The sequence below is a fragment of the Ramlibacter henchirensis genome (genome assembly GCF_004682015.1).
Classification (GTDB): domain Bacteria; phylum Pseudomonadota; class Gammaproteobacteria; order Burkholderiales; family Burkholderiaceae_C; genus Ramlibacter; species Ramlibacter henchirensis.
This window is the reverse complement of sequence record NZ_SMLM01000001.1, coordinates 1526720-1545192: the sequence shown is the minus strand read 5'-3', so window position 1 is coordinate 1545192 and position 18473 is coordinate 1526720. Positions and strand designations below refer to the sequence as shown.

Genomic DNA, 18473 nt, shown 5'->3' with positions numbered 1-18473 from the left:
CCGGGCTCAGGCGGTCGCGCCGGCTTCAGGAACCCCCTCAACCCATCCCTCTCCCCCGAGGGGGAGAGGGAGCAGACCGCGGCTCGACGATGTTGGCTGCCGTATCCTGCGGCCCATGAACATCGTCGACTCGTTCGCGGACGTTTCCCGCTTCGTCGCGCTGCGTCGCGACATCCACATGCATCCCGAACTCGGCTTCGAGGAGCACCGCACCTCGAAGATGGTCGCCGACCTGCTGCGCGAGTGGGGCATCGAGGTCCACACCGGCATCGCCGGCACCGGCGTGGTGGGGGTGCTTCGCTGCGGCGACGGCCGCCGCGCCATCGGCCTGCGTGCCGACTTGGACGCGCTGCCGCTGCAGGAAGAGAACCGGTTCGCGCACCGGTCCAAGCACGACGGCCGCATGCACGCCTGCGGCCATGACGGCCACACGACCATGCTGCTGGCCGCGGCGTGGCACCTCTCGCGCTCGCGCGACTTCAGCGGGACGGTGAACTTCATCTTCCAGCCGGCCGAGGAGATGGGCAAGGCGGGCGCGCTCAAGATGATCCAGGACGGCCTGTTCGATCGCTTCCCCTGCGACGCGGTGTTCGCGCTGCACAACTTCCCGATCGGCAACGTGGGCGGCTTCGCGCTCAACCACGGAGCGCTGATGGCGTCGAGCAACACCTGGAAGGTGACGATCACCGGCCGCGGGACGCATGCGTCGATGCCGCACACGGGCATCGACCCGGTTGGCGCCGTGATCGACCTGGCCCAGCAGCTGCAATCGCTGGTGCCGCGCGTGATCGCCTCGACCGAACGCGCGCTGCTGGCGGTGACGCAGTTGCGGGGTTCGGACGCGCCCAACGTCATCCCGGACGTGGCCTCGGTCGGCGGCACGGTGCGCACCTTCTCGGTCGAGGCGACCGACAAGATCGAGGAAGGCCTGCGGCGGCTGGCGAGCGGCATCGCCCACGCCCACGGCTGCACCGCCGACGTCTTCTTCCGCCGCGCGTCGCCGCCCGTGGTCAACCACGAGGCCCAGGCGCGCTTTGCGGCCGAGGCGATGCGCGAGGTGGTGGGCGATGCGATGGTGGACGAGGGCTATCCGGCCGTCATGGGCGCCGAGGACTTCGCGCACATGCTGCACGTGAAGCCGGGCTGCTACGCCTTCATCGGCAACGGCGACGGCGGGCACCGGCTGGCGGACCATGGGCCCGGTCCCTGCATCATCCACAACACCTCGTTCGACTTCAACGACGAGATCATCCCCATCGGCGCCAGCTACTTCGTGCGGCTGGCGCAGCGGTGGCTGGCCCAGCCCTGAGTCCCGCACAACAAGGAGAGCCTCCATGACCCCTCGCATCATCGCCCGCGCCCTGGTGGCGTTCACCGTCGCCGCCGCCGCGGCGTCGCCCGCCCTGGCGCAGCGCGTCATCCGCATCGTGGTCCCGTTCGGTCCCGGGGCGGTGCAGGACACGGTGGCGCGCACCTTCAACGCGGAACTCGGTCAGGCCCTCGGCGCCTCGGTGGTGGTCGAGAACCGGCCCGGCGCGGGCGGGACCATCGGCACCGGCCAGGTGGCCAAGTCGCCCGCCGACGGCAACACGCTGGTTCTGGCGGCCGCGAGCCACACGCTGGCGGGCCACCTGTACAGCAAGCTCCAGTACGACCCGATCAAGGACTTCACCGGCATCGCGTACATCGGCAACTCGGGCTACGTGATCGCGGCGCCCGGCAACCTGGGCGTCAACAACCTCGCCGACTACGTCAAGCTGGCGAAGTCCAGGCCCGGCCAGATGAACTACGCCTCGGCCGGCAACGGCAGCGCCACGCACCTGGGCATGGCCTATTTCCTCGCGCAGGCCGGCCTGCAGATGCAGCACCTGCCGTTCAAGTCGACCGGCGACGCGGTCAACGAAGTGCTCGCCGGCCGCGTGCAGGGCGTGGTGTCCTCGCTGATCGGCATCGTGCCCTTCAAGCAGGACGCGCGCGTGAAGCTGCTGGCCTACACCGGCGCGCAGCGTTCGCGCTTCCTGCCGGAGCTGCCCACGGTCGCCGAGGCCGGCGTGCCCAACTACAAGTTCGATTCCTGGATCGGCCTGCTCGCGCCGGCCGGCATGCCCAAGGCCGAACTGGACAAGCTCAATGCGGCGATGAACAAGGTGCTGGCCGATCCCGCCGTGCAGCAGCGCCTGACCAACCTGGGCGTGGAAGTCGGCGGCAACCTGTCGGTCGACCAGTTCCAGAAGCTGCTGCGCGAGGACTACGACAGCGCCGGCGCGCTGGTGAAGGCGTCCGGCGCGCGCATCGAATAGCGCGGCAATTCGCGCGCCGCGTCAGGCGGCGCGCAGCCCGCGTGCCGCGCGGCCGGCGTGCAGTCGCGCACGCCGCAGCACCGGCGGCGAACCCGCTTCCTCCGGCACCAGCATCAGGCCGCGCGAGCGGAACCAGAGGCCCAGCTCGACGTGGCTGGTGAGCACGGCCAGCGGCGCGGACAGCAGCAGCGGCACCGCCACCGGCAGCAGCGAGAGCGCCGCGCCGGCGTCCACCACGGCCACCCCCGCGGCCAACGCAACGAGCACCACCGTCAGCGGCAGCAGCTGGCGCACCGCATCGCCGCAGCGGATCGCGGCCGCTTCGCGCGGCGGCGAGGTCCAGTGCAGCTGGATGCCGGTGAGCGCCACCGCCACGAAGAGCGTGTGGGCCAGCATGCGCACCGGCGCCTGCAGCAGGGCCAGCGCCGTCTCGATCGCCGCGCTCGCCAGCAGGCGGCCCGTGCCGCCGAAGGCGCGCTGCTCGCCGCGCATCAGCACGCCCGCCAGTCCGAGCACGCGCGGCAGGAACAGCATGCACAGAGTCCAGGCCCAGAGCGCCAGCAGCTCGGCCGGCGCCGCTTCCCAGTCGAGGATGCGTGCGCCCGACAGCCACAGCGCCGTGCCCGAGAGCAGGAACGCGAGCCACAGCGGCGCCGACAGGTACGACATGGCGCCGATCGCGAACATGGCGCGGTGCACGCGGTGGAAGCCCGGCTCGGCGATCAGTCGCGCGTTCTGCAGGTTGCCCTGGCACCAGCGGCGGTCGCGCTGCAGCTCGGACAGCAGGTCCGGCGGCGGCTGCTCGTAGCTGCCGGCGAGGTCGGTCACCAGCCAGACGTGCCAGCCCGCGCGGCGCATGAGGGCCGCTTCCACGAAGTCGTGCGACAGGATGCCGCCCGACAGCCCGCCGCGTCCCGGGATCGGCGCCAGCCCGCAGTGCGCCATGAACGGCGCCACGCGGATGATGGCGTTGTGGCCCCAGTAGTGCGATTCGCCCAGCTGCCAGTACTGCAGGCCGAGCGTGAACAGCCGGCCCGTCACGCGCGAGGCGAACTGCTGCGCCCGCGCATGCAGCGTCGCATGGCCGATCGGCTGCGTGGCGGTCTGCAGGATGCCGGCGTGGGGATGGGCTTCCATCAGTTTGGCCAGCGTCACGAGGCAGTCGCCGCTCATCACGCTGTCCGCGTCCAGCACCACCATGTAGCGGTAGTCGTTGCCCCAGCGGCGGCAGAAGTCCGCCACGTTGCCGGCCTTGCGGTGCGTGCGGCGCGAGCGGTGCCGGTAGTAGACCTCCACCTGCGGCCCGTCCGCCTGCGCGGCGAGCGCGGTGCGCAGCGATTCCCATGCCGCGCGTTCGGCGGCCAGCGTTGCGGGCTCGCGGCTGTCCGACAGCACGAAGACATCGAACTGCCGGCCCAGTCCTGTGGCGGCGAGCGATTCGCAAGTCGCGCGAAGCCCGGCGAAGACCGTGGCCACGTGCTCTTCGCAGATCGGCATGATCACGGCCGTGCGCACGTCGGGTGCGAGCGCGTCCTCGCGCACCGACCGCGCCGAGATGCCGTGCGCATCCCCGCGCAGCATCACCCAGAACCCCATCAGCGCCGTGGCGAATCCGGTGACCACCCAGGCCGACAGCGCGGCGAACAGCGCCACCTCGCCGTAGAACAGCCAGCCGTTGTCGTACTGCGGCTGGGCCTTCGCGAACAGGGTGGTGGCGATCGCGCTGCTCAGGAGCGCGATGGAGGCGAACGCCGCACGGCGGCGTTCGGCGGCCTTCTCCCACGGCTGCAGCGGCCCCCGCCGGCGCGGCGAGCCGCCGCCCAGGACGCGTTGCAGGCGCGTGAGCACCGCCAGCGCCACGCCGTTCCAGAAACCGCGCCACGGCACCAGCGGCATGGAGCCGCGGTGGATCGGCGGCGCCGTCACCGAATTCGGATGGCGTTCGGCGCGCAGGCGGCTGCGGCGTAAAGCCGCGGCAACGGGCGAGGCCCCGCCGCCGTCGGCGACGCCGGCCTGTCTCAGTGGGCGTCGGGAAGAACGATGTAGGTCCATGTTTCGCTCAGGGTTTCGTTGCCGTGTTGGAGGAAGGCGCGCAGTTCGACCGGTTTGGCCGGATCGACGGGACGCACCCGCAAGGTCATGCGCCAGCTGCGGCTGGCGGGGTTGAAGTAGGCGAGCTGCTGCTCGATGCGGCCGTTGGCATCGCTGCTCGCGACCGCGCGCACCAGCGCGTTGGACGGCAGCGCGTCGAGCGCGGGCCCGGCGAAATCGACCACGTACTGCACCTGGCCGGCGAGTTCGGCGGCCTGCTCGGCGCGGTGGTAGCCCAGGCCGCGGCGGGACTGCACGGCCCAGGCGCCCGCCGGGCGCTGCGGCTCATCGCCCTGCCAGTGCAACTCGTAGGCGAAGGAGATCGCCTCGCCGGGCGCGGGCAGCCGCGCGGGCACCCAGTACGCGGCGATGTTGTCGTGCGTCTCGTCGGGCGTCGGCAGTTGCAGCAGCTCGACCCGGCCCGGTCCCCAGTCGCCGATCGGCCGCACCCAGGCGCTGGGGCGGCGTTCGTAGCGGGCCTCGGTGTCTTCGTAGCTGGCGAAGGCGCGGTCGCGCTGCATCAGGCCGAAGCCGCGCACGCCCGGCACGGAGAAGCTGGTGACGACCGGCTCGTCCGGGTTCTGCAGCGGGCGCCAAAGCCATTCCCCGGTAGAACTCTCGACCAGCAGGCCGTCGGAATCGTGGACCTCGGGGCGGAAATCGCCCGGCCGCGGCTGGTTCTCGCCGGCCAGGAACATGCTGGTCAGGGGCGCGATGCCCAGCGTGGCGATGGGCTGCGTGACGCCGGCGCGCAGGAACACGCGGGCGGTCACTTCGACGACGGTCGACTTGCCCGGCCGCACGACGAAGCGGTAGGCGCCGGTGGCGCGTGGCGACTCCAGCAACGCGTACAGCACCAGTTCGGTCGCGCCCGGCTGGGGACGCTGGATCCAGAACTCGGTGAAGCGCGGAAACTCCTCCGGCCCGCTCGCGCCTGCCGTATCGATCGCGAGGCCCCGCGCCGACAGGCCGTACTGCTGCCCCGCGCCGAGCGCGCGGAAGTAGCTCGCGCCGAGGAAGACGATCAGCTCGTCCTTGTAGGCGGTGTTGTTGAGCGGGTAGTGGACACGCAGGCCGGCGTGGCCGAGGTCGGGCCAGCCTTGCGGCGAGATCGTGTTGCGGCCGTAGTCGTAGTCGCCGCTGCGCCACGGGATGGTGCGCAGCTGCCCGTTTTCGAGGACCTCATGCACGCGCACCGGCTGTGGGTGGTAGCGGCCGCGGTGGAAGAACATCGTCTCGAACGGCAGCGCGGCATCGCGCCACAAGGCGCGGTCCGGGCGGAAGCGGATATCGCGCAAACCGTCGTAGTCGAGCGCGGCCAGCGTCGGCGGCAGGTCGGAGGCGGGGGTCTGCAGGGGCTGCGCAGCGCGCGAGCGCGCCAGCTCGGCAACCCATTCGAGCCCCCAGCTCTGGGCGAGCGCGAGCTTGGCGGCAAACAGCCACCCAGCAACCAGCAGGAGGCAACGCGCGCGGAGACGCACAGCAAGGAACAAGGCCATGCTGCTACCAGTGCAAACCCTAGGCCAGCTTGAAAGTCCTTTGGTGGCGCGGACTTACGCCGGGTTCTTGCTGTTGGGTTGCGGCCACGGCCTTGCGGAGGGCCGGAATGGCGCGTTTTTGTCGCCGCGCGGCGACAGGAGCCGTTTCTCTACCGGTCCTTCGCCTTGGCATTGGGCGATTCGGGCTTGTCGTCATCCGGCGACAGCGCGACCGTGTCGCCCTTGAAAAGCCCGGGGGTGAGCTCGTTCTTCTGGAGCAGCCGATAGAACTCGGTGCGGTTGCGACCGGCCAGGCGCGCTGCGTCGGCCACGCTGCCGTCGGTCATCTTCAGCAGCCCGACCAGGTACTCGCGTTCGAAGCGCTGCTTGGCCTCGGCATAGGTCAGCACCTCGACGCCCGGCACCCGCAGCGCGCGCTGCACCAGCGCGAGCGGCACCAGCGCGGTGGTGGACAAGGCGCAGACCTGCTCCACCACGTTGTAGAGCTGGCGCACGTTGCCCGGCCACGGCGCCGAGGCCAGCGCCTTGAGCGCTTCCGGCGCGAAGCCGGAGACCCGCTTGCCGTACTTGCCGGCCAGCTTGTGCAGGAAGTGGTTGGCCAGCAGGGGGATGTCTTCGCGCCGCTCGGCCAGCGTGGGCAGCGTCAGCGTGACCACGTTCAGCCGGTAATACAGGTCCTGCCGGAACTGCCCGCCGGCCATCGCGGTTTCCAGGTCGCGGTGGGTGGCGGAGATGACGCGCACGTCGACGGGGATCGACTGGCTAGAGCCCAGCGGGCGCACGGCGCGCTCCTGCAGCACACGCAAGAGCTTGACCTGCAGCGCGGGCGGCATGTCGCCGATTTCGTCGAGCAGCAGCGTGCCGCCGTCGGCGGCCTGGAACAGGCCCTTGTGGTTGGCCACCGCGTCGGTGAACGCGCCCTTCATGTGGCCGAAGAGTTCCGACTCGAGCAGCGCTTCGGGGATCGCGCCGCAGTTGACCGCGACGAACGGCCGTCGCGCGCGGGGGCTCGCCTTGTGGATCGCGCGCGCCAGCAGTTCCTTGCCGCTGCCGCTGTCGCCGCGCAGGAGCACGGACGCATCCGAACGCGCGACCATGCGCGCCTCGGCCAGCAGTTCCTCCATGCGGCTGGAGCGGCTGACGATTTCCTCGCGCCAGCGCTCGTCGTGCGTGTCGCCCGACGACGGCGGGACGCCGAGCGCGATGGCTTGCGCGATCTTGTCCAGCAGCTCGCGGGCGTCGTACGGCTTGGTGAGGTAGCCGAACACACCGCGCGCAGTCGCTTCGACAGCGTCGGGGATCGTGCCGTGCGCGGTGAGCAGGATCACCGGAAGCGAGGGATGGCGCTGCCGGATCTCGTCGAACAGGCTCAGGCCGTCGCGGCCCGGCAGGCGCACGTCGCTGAGCACCAGCCGCGGCCGTTCCACTGCGAGCTGCGCGAGCGCCGCCTCGGCCGAGCCGACGGCGCTGACGTGGTAGCCGGCCGCGTGCAGCCGCATCGAGAGCAGCCGCAGCATGTCGGCGTCGTCGTCGACGACCAGGATTCGCGGCGCGGATGGGGTGCTCATGGTGCGGTGGGACGGTTCGGCCGTGCCCGTTCGATCGCGCGCAGGGCCTCGAGGCGATCCTGAAGCTGGTCGGCGCGGCGCTGCGCGTCACGCGCCTGCTGCGATTGACGCTCCAGCTGTTCCTCCAGCCGGCGCTGCTCGGCGAGCTGGGCCGCCACCTGGCGCGCCAGCGGGTGCAGCGGCCGGGCCTCCGGGCTGTCTTCGGCCTGGACCCGCTGCAGGAGTTGCGCGGCGCGCGCGCTGTCGCCGGGCGCGCGCGTCTGCAGCAGCACCAGCGCCATCTGCAACTGGTGGGCTGGTGTCTGCGCCTCCGCAGACAGGCGCGAAAGCTCGAGAGCCGCAGCGGGCAGGCCCAGGCTGCGGACCCGGTCGGCGTAGGCGAGCATCGCCGCCGGCGCCGCGCTCTCCGCAGGCGGCGCCGGCGCGGGCGGCGCCGCGGCGGGCGGCGGTGCGGGCGCCTGCACCACGATCACCGGCGGCGGCGCAGGCGCAGGCGGCTCGGGTGCGGGCGGGGCAGCAGCGCAGCCGATCAGCAGCGCCGCGGCCACCAGCGGTGGCGCGAGCGAGCGGGGCAGGGCGGCGGGTTCAGGGGGCATGGGGCAGTTCGATCTGGAAGTGCGCGCCCTTCGGGGCGTGCGGCGGCAGGGTCACCCGGCCGCCATGGGCTGCAATGTATTCCTGCACGATGGACAGGCCGATGCCGGTGCCCGGCGGCGCGTCTTGCGGCTGGCGCTCGCCGCGGTAGAAGGGCTCGAAGACGCGGTCGCGGTCGGTCTCGGCAATGCCCGGTCCCTCGTCGCAGACGTCGATCTCGACGGCGGCGCCAAGCCGGCGCAAGCGCAAGCGGATGCGGCCGCCGTGCGGCGAGAACCGGATCGCATTCGTCAGCAGGTTGGCCAGTGCGGTGCCGAGCTTGTCCGGATCCACCGGCGCGACCACGCTCTCGCCCTCGACGTCGACCGTCAGTTCCTTGGCGTGCCACTGCAGCCGCTGCATCTCCACCTGCTCCTGCAGCAGCGCCAGCAGGTCGGTGGGGCGACGGCGCAGCTGACGCGCCTCGAAGGCCGCGGCATTGAACCTTAGGAGCGCCTCGATCCGCTGCTGCAGTCCCGCGGTGTTGTGCTGGAGGATGCGCACCACGTCCTGCTGGCGGCTGCTCAGATCGCCCGCGACGCCTTCCTGCAGGAGCGACACGCCTTCGCGCAGCGCGGCCAGCGGCGTCTTGAGCTCATGCGAGACGTGGCGCAGGAAGCGGGCCTTGTCGGCATCCAGTTCGGTGAGACGCAGGCGCAGCCAGTCGAGCTGCTGGGAAAGACGGCGCACGTCCTGCGGTCCCTGGATCTCGATGGGATCGTCCAGGCGGTCCTGGCCCAGTGAGGCGATCGCGGCCTCCAGCCGCTTGAACGGCCGCGAGAGCCAGATGCCCAGCCCGGCGATCAGCAGCGACGTGAGCAGCAGCACGACGATCACCTGCTGCATCAGGCGCGAACGGCTGTTGTCCAGTCGTTCGCGCAGGAGCCGGTTGCGTTCGCCGATCAGCCCCTGCACCTCGCGTGCGATGCCGGTGTTGATGCCGTCGAATTCGCGGAAGCGCTGCGCGACCAGGCGCTCCCGGTCGAGCGCCGTCGCTGCCGGCCCGCGCAGCAGCTCCTCGACCTGCGCCAGCTGCGCGTGCCAGCGCTGCGCCTGGTCGGGCGTCAGGCCCTGGTCGGTCAGGCGCCGCAGAGCCGATCGCGCATTGGCCGCTTCCTCGTCGAAGCGCTTGCGCAGGACCGCATCGCCCAAAATCAGCGACTGGCGCGCCGCCCGCTCCATGTCCACCGTGCGTTCGGCCAGCGCCTGCGCGCTCGCATTGAGCTCCAGCGCGGCGGCGGTCGACATGCCGCTTTGCGCCATCAGGCGGTCGAGCACCACGACGGCCCGCAGCGCTGTGCCGCCCAGCAGCGCCCCCACCAGCATGAAGGCGATCAGCAGCAGCTGATGGAACGACAGGTGGAAGCGCGTCCCGGGCATGTCCCCGGATCAGGCGGGCGCGGTCTCGCGCACCACCACTTCGCCGCGCAACGAATGCGGCAACGCCTCGGTGATGGTGACGTCCACCATCTGTCCCACCAGCCGCTGCGGGCCGGCGAAGTTGACGATGCGGTTGCACTCGGTGCGCCCCATCAGCTCGCTCTTGTCCTTGCGCGAGGGCCCTTCGACCAGGATGCGCTGCACGGTGCCGACGCGGCTGGCGCTGATGCGCGCGACGTTGCGCTCCAGCACGGCCTGCAGGTGCTGCAGGCGGCGCAGCTTCACCTCGTGCGGCGTGTCGTCGTGCAGCGCCGCCGCCGGCGTGCCGGGGCGCGGGCTGAAGATGAAGCTGAAGCTCGCGTCGTAGCCCACGTCCTCGACCAGCTTCATCAGCTTGCCGAAGTCCTCTTCCGTCTCCCCGGGGAAGCCGACGATGAAGTCGCTGGAGAGCGAGATGTGCGGCCGCACGGCGCGCAGCTTGCGGAGCGTGCTCTTGTATTCCATGGCGGTGTAACCGCGCTTCATCGCCATCAGGATGCGGTCGCTGCCGTGCTGCACCGGCAGGTGCAGGTGGCTCACCAGCTTGGGCACCTTGCCGTAGGCCTCCACCAGCCGCTGCGTGAACTCGTTCGGATGGCTGGTCGTGTAGCGGATGCGCTCGATGCCCGGGATCTCCGCGGCGTACTCCAGCAGCAGCGCGAAGTCGGCGATCTCGGCGGTGTCGCCCATGCGGCCGCGCCACGCGTTCACGTTCTGGCCCAGCAGCGTCACTTCCTTGACGCCCTGGTCGGCAAGGTCGGCCACCTCGGCCAGGACATCGTCGAGCGGGCGCGAGACTTCCTCGCCGCGCGTGTAGGGCACGACGCAGTAGCTGCAGTACTTGCTGCAGCCTTCCATGATCGAGACGAACGCCGAGGCGCCTTCCACGCGCGCGGGCGGCAGGTTGTCGAACTTCTCGATCTCCGGGAAGCTGATGTCCACCTGCGGTCGTCCCTGGCTCACGCGCGCCGACAGCAACTGCGGCAGCCGGTGCAGGGTTTGCGGGCCGAACACCACGTCCACGTAGGGAGCGCGTTCGATGATCGCGGCGCCTTCCTGGCTGGCCACGCAGCCGCCTACGCCGATCAGCACGCCCTTTTTCTTCAGGTGCTTGACCCGGCCGAGGTCGGAGAACACTTTCTCCTGCGCCTTCTCGCGGACGGAGCAGGTGTTGAAGAGGATGAGGTCGGCATCTTCCGGATCCTGCGTCGGTTCGTAGCCTTCGGCCGCATGCAGGACGTCCGCCATCTTGTCCGAGTCGTACTCGTTCATCTGGCAGCCGAAGGTTTTGACGTAAACCTTCTTCATGGCCGTTTACTTCCGCGTGCCGAAGATCAGGGCCAGCAGTTCGGCGAAGCGCTTGTGGCCGTCGGGGGTGCCGTCTTCGGCGCCGGCGACCTTGCCGTACTCCTCCTCGGTCAGCACCCAGACTTCGTGGACCAGGCCCGCCGCATCACGGCGGTACACCACCGGCAGCACCTTGCCGACCACGCTGCCCGACAGCATCACCAGGTTGTTGGTGCCGCGGATGCGCGCGCCGGGCGAGAGCCGGTCGGGCTGGCCGTTGAGCGTGATCTGCGGCGGCGCCGTGACGGACAGGCGCGCCGGCTTGACGTCGGCCGGTGCGCTGCGGATGACCTGGGCTTTGGCCGCGGCGGCCACAAGCAGCAGGGCGCCAGGAAGGAGGAGGATCCAGCGTTTCATGGTGTTGATCCAGAGGCTGAAGTGAAAGGAAGGCGCTGCCGGGCAGCGCAAAAAACAAAGGCACTGTACTGGACAGTGCCTTTGCGGGTCTGGTGGCGCTTCACGGACTCGAACCGCGGACCTGTGGATTATGATTCCATCGCTCTAACCGACTGAGCTAAAGCGCCGTGAGCCCGTGATTATAGCCAACGGGCGCTAGCGGTTGCTGAAGGCGGGCGGCCGCTTGGCCAGGAAAGCCTCCATGCCTTCCTCCTGGTCCGCCGTCGAGAACAGCGCGTGGAAAAGACGCCGCTCGAACATCACGCCGTCGGAGAGCGGCGTCTCGAAAGCCCGGTTCACCGACTCCTTGGCGGCCATCGCGGCCAGCCGCGGCATGTCCGCGATCACCAGCGCGGCCGCAATGGCCTCATCCATGAGTTTGTCGGCCGGCACGATGCGGCTGACCAGCCCGCTGCGCTCGGCCTCCTGCGCATCCATCATCCGCGACGTCAGGATCATGTCCATGGCCTTGGCCTTGCCGATCGTGCGCGGCAGCCGCTGGGTGCCGCCGGCGCCCGGGATGATGCCGAGCTTGATCTCGGGCTGGCCGAACTTCGCGGTATCGGCCGCGATCACGATGTCGCACATCATGGCCAGCTCGCAGCCGCCGCCCAGCGCGAACCCGGCCACCGCGGCGATCACCGGCTTGCGAACGCTGCGGATGTGTTCCCAGTTGCGGCTGATGTACTCGGACTTGTAGACGTCGGCGAAGCTGTACTTGGTCATCACCGAGATGTCGGCGCCCGCGGCGAAGGCCTTGGCGCTGCCGGTCAGGACGATGCAACCGATCGCGTCGTCGTTGTCGAAGACCTTGAGCGCGGCGCCGAGCTCGTCCATGAGCTGGTCGTTCAGCGCGTTCAGCTGCTTCGGTCGGTTGAGGGCGATGATGCCGACCTTGCCGGCTTCGGTGCGCACCTCGAGGGTCTCGTAGGCCATGGCGTCTCCTTGGGATGGCGACTATAGCCAAGCGACCGGATGGCCAATCGGTGGCTGGTAGATTCGCGGGCAGGAGACAAGCGAGCATGAGCGAACAGACCATCCTCTATGAAACCCGCGGCGCGATCGCGCTGATCACGCTGAACCGTCCGCAGGCGCTGAACAGCTTCACGCGCGCCATGCACCAGGAGCTGTGGGGCGCGCTGGACCGCATCGAGTCGGACAAGTCGATCCGCGCCGCGGTGATCACCGGCGCGGGCCGGGGCTTTTGCGCCGGGGCGGATCTGGCGGAATTCGACTTCGCCGAAGGTCCGGACCTGGTCAAGCGCGCCGACCCGGGACCGATCATCGAGCAGGCGTTCAACCCCACCGCGCGCAAGCTGCAGGCGCTGCGCGTGCCGACGATCGCGGCCGTCAACGGCGTGGCCGCGGGCGCCGGCGCGTCACTGGCGATGACGTGCGACCTCGCGATCGCGGCCTCCTCGGCCACCTTCATCCAGGCCTTCATCAAGCTTGGGCTGATCCCGGATGCCGGCGGCACCTACTTCCTGGTCAAGAAGCTCGGCCTGGCGCGGGCCATGGGCTGCGCGATGCTGGGCGACAAGGTCAGCGCCCAGGATGCCAAGGAGTGGGGAATGATCTGGGACGTCGTGCCCGAGGGCGAGGACTGCGTGCAGGCCGCGATGAAGCTCGCGGAGCGGCTCGCCACTCTGCCCACGGCGGGCCTCGTGGCCACCCGCAAGACACTGCGCGCCGCCGCCACCAACGACCTGGACCGCCAGCTCGATCTCGAGCGCGACACGCAATCGGCCCTGGGCCGCACGCACGACTACATCGAGGGTGTGAAGGCTTTCCGCGAGAAGCGCTCGCCCAACTTCAAGGGCGAGTGATGACGCCCGAACAGAAGGCCGCCAGGGTCGGCGAGACCATGTTCGCCGCGGACCTGGCCAGCCGCGAATTCATGCGCATGGAGCTGGTCAGCTGCGAGCCGGGCCGCGCGGTGATGCGCATGAAGGTGCGCGAGGAGATGCTCAACGGCCACCGCATCTGCCACGGCGGCTTCATCTTCACGCTGGCCGATTCCACCTTCGCCTTCGCCTGCAACAGCCACAACAAGGTGGCGGTGGCGGCGGGCTGCAGCATCGAGTTCCTCAAGCCGGGGCAGCTGGGCGACGTGCTGACCTGCGAAGGCGTGGAGCAGGTGCTGCAGGGCCGCCACGGCGTGTACGACATGAAGGTCACCAACCAGCGCGGCGAGGCGGTGGCGATGTTCCGCGGCAAGAGCGCCCAGATCCAGGGCACCGTGTTCCCGGAGGCACCATGAAGTCCTTCCCCCTCGAGCCCATCGAAAAGGCCGGCGTCGACGAACTTCGCGCCCTGCAGCTCAAGCGACTTCAGGCCACGCTGCAGCATGCCTATGCCAATTCGCCGGTGTACCGGGCCAAGTTCGACAAGGCCGGCGTGCACCCGTCCGAGTGCCGCTCGCTGGCGGACCTGGCGAAGTTCCCGTTCACGACCAAGCACGACCTGCGCGACAGCTACCCGTTCGGCATGTTCGCCGTGCCGCGCGAGCAGTGCGTTCGCATCCATGCTTCCAGCGGCACGACCGGCAAGCCCACGGTGGTGGGCTACACGCAGAACGACATCAACACCTGGGCGACGGTGATGGCCCGCAGCATCCGCGCCAGCGGTGCGCGGCCAGGCGACATGGTCCACGTGAGCTATGGCTACGGCCTGTTCACCGGCGGCCTGGGCGCGCATTACGGCGCCGAACGGCTGGGGCTGACCGTGGTGCCGTTCGGCGGCGGCCAGACCGAGCGGCAGGTGCAGCTGATCAACGACTTCCGGCCGGACATCATCATGGTGACGCCCAGCTACATGCTGGCCATCGCCGACGAGTTCGAGCGGCAGGGCATGGATCCGCGCGAATCGAGCCTGCGCCTGGGCATCTTCGGCGCCGAGCCCTGGACCAATGACATGCGCCTGGCCATCGAGCAGCGCATGGGCATGGACGCGGTCGACATCTACGGCCTGTCCGAAGTGATGGGCCCGGGCGTGGCCAACGAATGCGTCGAGACCAAGGACGGCCCGACGATCTGGGAGGACCACTTCTATCCCGAGATCATCGACCCCGACACCGGCGAGCCGGTCGCGGACGGCGAACTCGGCGAACTGGTCTTCACCAGCCTCACGAAGGAGGCGCTGCCCATCGTCCGCTACCGCACGCGCGACCTCACGCGGCTGTTGCCCGGCACCGCGCGCACGATGCGGCGGATGGAGAAGATCACCGGACGCAGCGACGACATGATGATCGTGCGCGGCGTCAACGTGTTCCCGACCCAGATCGAGGAGCTGATCTGCAAGCGGCCCGAGCTCGCGCCGCACTACCTGTGCATCCTCACGCGCGAAGGGCCGCTCGACTGCCTGACGATCGCGGTGGAGGCGCGCCAGGGACTTTCGCACGAGAGCGCCGAAGCCCAGGCCGCGGCCGACAGGCTGGCCCACGAGATCAAGACCTTCATCGGCACCACCGCCGTGATCGAGCTGCGCGCGGAAGGCGGCGTGGAGCGCAGCGTGGGCAAGGCGAAGAGGGTGCAGGACAAGCGGCCTCGTTGAGGCGCCCGTTCACCGCTGTTCGATCGATTCGACCAGAAGGTCGATGTGGGCCTCGTCCCCCATGTTCACGCGGATGCGAACCGGCATGTACTGCAGGCTGGGCGCGAACCACATCTCGGCGGTGATGTTGCCGCGCGGGTTGGCGATCGGCCGCGGCTTGAGGTGGAACGCTTCCACTTCGCCCAGCTTCGTTCGCAGCGTTTCGCTGGCCACGATGTCGTAGGTCCACAGGTCCACCTGCCCGGGGCGGGCCAGGTAGAAGCTGACCGCACGCCCCACTTCGAGCCGCTCGCGGCCGCTGGCGAAGCGATGGCTCAGTTCGACGAACTGGCTGGCGGTGTCCTGCACGCCGGGCGGCCGCGGCACGACCCTGCCATTGGCCAGCGTCAAGTCGCGCTGGCCCATGCGCAGGCCGCGCGGCCGGCCGTTGCGCACCTCCTCGTAGACCTGCGGCTCCAGTGACACAGCGCCGACTTCGCCCTGGCTGGTCATGATCACCGTGGCCAGGAAGGTGAGCTCCACCTCCACCCGCACCTGGTAGCGCGCTGCTTCGCGCTGCCACAGCACGCGCGCGTCGCCGTACAGGTCGCCGCTGCGGAACCGCCCGCCGAGGCGGTACCGCAGACGGGTGTCGGATGGCCAGCTCTCGGTGGCGGGCGTGGTCGCAGTGGTATCGGTGCCGGTCCCAGTGACCGGCGTGCTCGGTGTCGGCGTCGCGGGCGCCGCAGCCGTCGTGTCCGCAGGCGGAACCTCAGGCGCTTGCCCGACCGCGGAAGCCGGAGGTTCGGGTGGGTTCGCGATTTCCACGGGCGGTTCTGGTGGCGGAGCGACGGGTTCCGGCACTTCGGTCCTGGGTTCCGGCTTCGGTTCAGGCTTGGGCTTCGGCTTGGGTTTCGGCTTCGGCTTCGGCTTCGGCAGGGTGGTCGTCGACTGCGACGGCAGGCTCGGCGTCGCCTGCATGCGCGTGGCGGGGGGCGGCTGCGCCTCCGCCTGCGCGACCACGGGCGGAGGTGCCTTGGGCGCTTCCGGTTCCAGCAGGCGCGTGTACATCGGGGCGACCATCGGTTTGAGCAGCCGCGTCTCGCCGTGCCAGCGGGTCAAGCCCTCAAGCGCCGCGATATGCGCGACCAGCACCACCGCCACGACGGCGAGCAGCCGGCGGCGCGCGGCGCGGTTCAGGTCTGGAGGGACAGCCATGGCTGGGCCAGGGCCGGGTCGCGCAGCACCAGGCGCCAGGTGGTGACGGCGGCGGGCAGGTGCAGTTCCAGCCGCAGCAGGCGGCGGTCGCGCGCCACCAGCGCGATCAGCCGGCGGTGCGAGCCGGCGTACAGCAGCAGGTCGTCGGTCTTGGCCAGGCGCCAGGCGTTGCCCGCGACTTCCACGCCCAGCCACTCGTCGCCCGCCGCCATGCCGGCCTGTTCGGCGGCGCCGCCGCGAAGCACGGTCTTGAGCTTGATCGTTCCACCCGTTTCGTCGACGCGGATGCCCAGGCGCTGCTGCAATTGCGCCGGCTCGTCGAGCGCGAACACGCCCTGCTTCTGCAGCAGGTCGGCCAGCGGCAGCTCGCGCGTGCTGTGCACCCAGGCCGCGATCTCGCGGGCGAAGCTGCGCTGCCCCAGCTCGCGCAGCACCGCGGCGAAGTCGGCTTCGGTCATCGGCCCCGCCTTGCAGCGCACCCACAGCGCACGCATCACGTCGTCGAGGGTCGTGTGGCCCTCGGCGCGCAGCGTCAGGTCGAAGCACAGGGCCACCAGCGAGCCCTTGGTGTAGTAGCTCACCGTGGCATTGGGCGTGTTCTCGTCCTGGCGGTAGTACTTCACCCAGGCGTCGAAGCTGGCCTGCGCGACCGGCTGCACCTCGCGGCCGGGCGTCTGCAGCACCTGGTTGATCGTCTTGTTCAAGAGGCGCACGTAGGTCGCCTCGTCGATCAGGCCCGCGCGCCGCAGCAGCAGGTCGTCGTAGTAGCTGGTGAAGCCCTCGAAGAACCACAGCAGCTGCGTGTAGTTCTCCTGCGAATAGTCGTAGCGGGTGAACTCCGCCGGCCGCAACTGCTTGACGTTCCAGGTGTGGAAGTACTCGTGGCTGATCAGGCCCAGCAGGGTGAGGTAGCCGTCGCCCATTCGCGGGTCGCCCACGCGCGGCAGGTCGCGGCGCGACCCGATCAGCGCCGTCGAATTGCGGTGCTCGAGGCCGCCGTAGCCGTCGTCCACCGCGTTGAGCAGGAAGACATAGCTCTTGAACGGCGGCTTGCGGCGGTCGTGCCAGAAGCGGATCTCGCTCTCGCAGATCTTGTGCACGTCCGACGCCAGGCGCGCGCCGTCCAGCGATTCGGTGGCGCCGGACACCACCAGCCGGTGCGGCACGCCATGCACCTTGAACTCGGTGCTCCAGAACGCGCCCATTTCCACCGGGCAGTCGACCAGCTCATCGTAGTCCTGCGCGAGGTACAGGCCGAAGCCGCGCTTGCCGGTCTTCAATGGCGTGAGGCCGGTGGCGGCTTCCCAGCCCGGTCGCGGCGACACGAGTTCCAGCGCGTGCGGCTGCGGTTCCTGGCCGTGCACGCGAAGGCACAGGCTGGTGCCGTTGAAGAAGCCGCGGTCGGCATCCAGCCAGGCGGTGCGCACCGAGGTGTCGAACGCATAGACCTCGTAGCCCAGGACCAGCGGGCTGCTCGGCACGCAATCGATCTGCCACGTGCACTTGTCGATCTGGTGGATCGGGACCGCCCGCCCGTCCTGGCGCGCCACCAGCTTCTGCAGGTTCTTGGAGAACTCGCGCACCAGGTAGCTGCCGGGGATCCACACCGGCAGCGACACGCGTTGCGCGGCGGAGGGCTGCTCGATCGTCAGGGCTACGTGGAACAGGTGGGCGTGGAGGTCCGCCGCTTCGACCCGGTAGTGCAGGCGCCAGGCCGGGGCGGCATGCGCGCGCGGGCTCACTTGGTTTCGGTCAGGATCTTGTCCACCTGGGCCGCGGCCATGGCCCCCGGCACGCGGCGGCCGTCCGCGAACAGCAGCGTCGGCGTGCCGGTGATCTGGTGCTTGCGGCCGAACTCGCGGTTGCGGTCCAGGGCCGTGGTGTCGCAGCCGGGGGAGGGCGCTGCCGGTGCGGCGACGTCGCGCACCATCCAGTCCTGCCAGGCCTTGCCCTTGTCCCGGGCGCACCAGATGTTGCGCGACTTGGTCACCGAGTCGCTGCCCAGGATCGGGTACAGGAACATGTGGATCGTGACGTTGTCCACCTTCTGCAGGTCGCGCTCGAACTTCTTGCAGTAGCCGCAGTTCGGGTCCTGGAACACGGCCATGCGGCGCTTGCCGTCGCCGCGCACGATGGTGAACGCGTCCTTGAGCGGCAGGCTGTCGAAATCGACCGCCAGCAGCTTGTTCTGCCGCTCCTCGGTGAGGTTGCGGCGCGCGCGCAGGTCCAGCACCTGGCCCTCGATCAGGTAGTTGCCCTCGGCGTCGGTGTAGAAGAGGTCGGTGCCCACGCGCACCTCGTACAGGCCCGCCACCGGCGACTTGGTCACTTCGTCGATCTTGCCGATCTGCGGCAGCCGCTCCAGCAGGTTCCGGCGGATCGTGGCTTCCTGCGCCAGGGCGGCCCCGGCCAGCAGGACGGCGGCGACGAGGGCGGTGAGGGTTCGTTTCATGTTCTTTCCGTTTCCTTGG

Annotated in this window: 16 protein-coding genes and 1 tRNA gene; 5 read left to right on the top strand and 12 right to left on the bottom strand. The window is 69.9% G+C overall.

The features are described 5' to 3' along the window. Positions 1 to 115 precede the first annotated feature (115 nt). Together EZ313_RS07650 and EZ313_RS07645 are read left to right on the top strand one after the other, a co-directional pair. Positions 116 to 1309 carry a M20 aminoacylase family protein gene (locus tag EZ313_RS07650; protein ID WP_135262587.1) on the top strand — a complete coding sequence of 398 codons (1194 nt, stop codon included), beginning with the start codon at positions 116 to 118 and terminating at the stop codon, positions 1307 to 1309. A 25-nt stretch (positions 1310 to 1334) separates the two neighbouring features. Next, positions 1335 to 2300 carry a tripartite tricarboxylate transporter substrate binding protein gene (locus tag EZ313_RS07645; RefSeq protein ID WP_135262586.1) on the top strand — a complete coding sequence of 322 codons (966 nt, stop codon included), beginning with the start codon at positions 1335 to 1337 and terminating at the stop codon, positions 2298 to 2300. 21 nt (positions 2301 to 2321) lie between these two features. Here EZ313_RS07645 and mdoH read toward each other — a convergent pair whose 3' ends face one another. The 9 genes from mdoH to EZ313_RS07600 form a co-directional block, all read right to left on the bottom strand. Then, entirely contained in the window at positions 2322 to 4352 is a 2031-nt protein-coding gene (gene mdoH / locus EZ313_RS07640; protein WP_135262585.1) for a glucans biosynthesis glucosyltransferase MdoH, read from the bottom strand. Continuing rightward, positions 4319 to 5890, bottom strand: coding sequence for a glucan biosynthesis protein G (locus EZ313_RS07635; RefSeq protein WP_135262584.1), 1572 nt, complete (start codon positions 5888 to 5890; stop codon positions 4319 to 4321). Before EZ313_RS07635 ends, mdoH begins: the two co-directional genes overlap by 34 nt. 149 nt (positions 5891 to 6039) lie before the next feature. Next, entirely contained in the window at positions 6040 to 7458 is a 1419-nt protein-coding gene (locus EZ313_RS07630; RefSeq protein WP_135262583.1) for a sigma 54-interacting transcriptional regulator, read from the bottom strand. Then, a complete protein-coding gene (locus EZ313_RS07625) occupies positions 7455 to 8054 on the bottom strand; it encodes a hypothetical protein (RefSeq protein ID WP_135262582.1) in 600 nt (199 codons plus the stop codon). The genes EZ313_RS07630 and EZ313_RS07625 overlap by 4 nt, the downstream gene beginning before the upstream one ends. Continuing rightward, positions 8044 to 9471, bottom strand: coding sequence for a sensor histidine kinase (locus EZ313_RS07620; RefSeq protein ID WP_135262581.1), 1428 nt, complete (start codon positions 9469 to 9471; stop codon positions 8044 to 8046). The genes EZ313_RS07625 and EZ313_RS07620 overlap by 11 nt, the downstream gene beginning before the upstream one ends. A 9-nt stretch (positions 9472 to 9480) precedes the next feature. Continuing rightward, entirely contained in the window at positions 9481 to 10818 is a 1338-nt protein-coding gene (miaB, locus tag EZ313_RS07615) for a tRNA (N6-isopentenyl adenosine(37)-C2)-methylthiotransferase MiaB (RefSeq protein WP_135262580.1), read from the bottom strand. A 6-nt stretch (positions 10819 to 10824) separates the two neighbouring features. Beyond that, a complete protein-coding gene (locus EZ313_RS07610) occupies positions 10825 to 11214 on the bottom strand; it encodes a hypothetical protein (protein WP_135262579.1) in 390 nt (129 codons plus the stop codon). A gap of 90 nt (positions 11215 to 11304) precedes the next feature. Continuing rightward, positions 11305 to 11381, bottom strand: a tRNA-Met gene (locus EZ313_RS07605). Positions 11382 to 11409: 28 nt separating this feature from the next. Beyond that, complete coding sequence (locus tag EZ313_RS07600) at positions 11410 to 12189, bottom strand: enoyl-CoA hydratase (protein WP_135262578.1); 780 nt, start codon at positions 12187 to 12189, stop codon at positions 11410 to 11412. An 86-nt stretch (positions 12190 to 12275) separates the two neighbouring features. Between EZ313_RS07600 and EZ313_RS07595 the strand changes: the two genes are divergently transcribed. From EZ313_RS07595 to paaK, 3 genes are read left to right on the top strand one after another with little or no spacing between them, the layout of a single operon-like run. Then, complete coding sequence (locus tag EZ313_RS07595; RefSeq protein ID WP_135262577.1) at positions 12276 to 13079, top strand: enoyl-CoA hydratase-related protein; 804 nt, start codon at positions 12276 to 12278, stop codon at positions 13077 to 13079. Further along, positions 13079 to 13513, top strand: coding sequence for a hydroxyphenylacetyl-CoA thioesterase PaaI (gene paaI, locus EZ313_RS07590; protein WP_135262576.1), 435 nt, complete (start codon positions 13079 to 13081; stop codon positions 13511 to 13513). The genes EZ313_RS07595 and paaI overlap by 1 nt, the downstream gene beginning before the upstream one ends. Then, the gene (paaK, locus tag EZ313_RS07585) at positions 13510 to 14805 is read left to right on the top strand and encodes a phenylacetate--CoA ligase PaaK (protein WP_135262575.1); all 1296 of its coding nucleotides are present in this window, start codon (positions 13510 to 13512) and stop codon (positions 14803 to 14805) included. The genes paaI and paaK overlap by 4 nt, the downstream gene beginning before the upstream one ends. A 9-nt stretch (positions 14806 to 14814) precedes the next feature. Here the strand turns inward: paaK and EZ313_RS07580 are convergent, their stop codons facing one another. From EZ313_RS07580 to EZ313_RS07570, 3 genes are read right to left on the bottom strand one after another with little or no spacing between them, the layout of a single operon-like run. Beyond that, the gene (locus EZ313_RS07580) at positions 14815 to 16002 is read right to left on the bottom strand and encodes a DUF3108 domain-containing protein (protein ID WP_135262574.1); all 1188 of its coding nucleotides are present in this window, start codon (positions 16000 to 16002) and stop codon (positions 14815 to 14817) included. After that, a complete protein-coding gene (locus EZ313_RS07575) occupies positions 15981 to 17744 on the bottom strand; it encodes a M61 family metallopeptidase (RefSeq protein WP_135262573.1) in 1764 nt (587 codons plus the stop codon). The genes EZ313_RS07580 and EZ313_RS07575 overlap by 22 nt, the downstream gene beginning before the upstream one ends. Further along, positions 17741 to 18454, bottom strand: a complete 714-nt coding sequence (locus tag EZ313_RS07570) for a DsbC family protein (RefSeq protein ID WP_135262572.1) — start codon at positions 18452 to 18454, stop codon at positions 17741 to 17743. The genes EZ313_RS07575 and EZ313_RS07570 overlap by 4 nt, the downstream gene beginning before the upstream one ends. Positions 18455 to 18473: the final 19 nt, after the last annotated feature.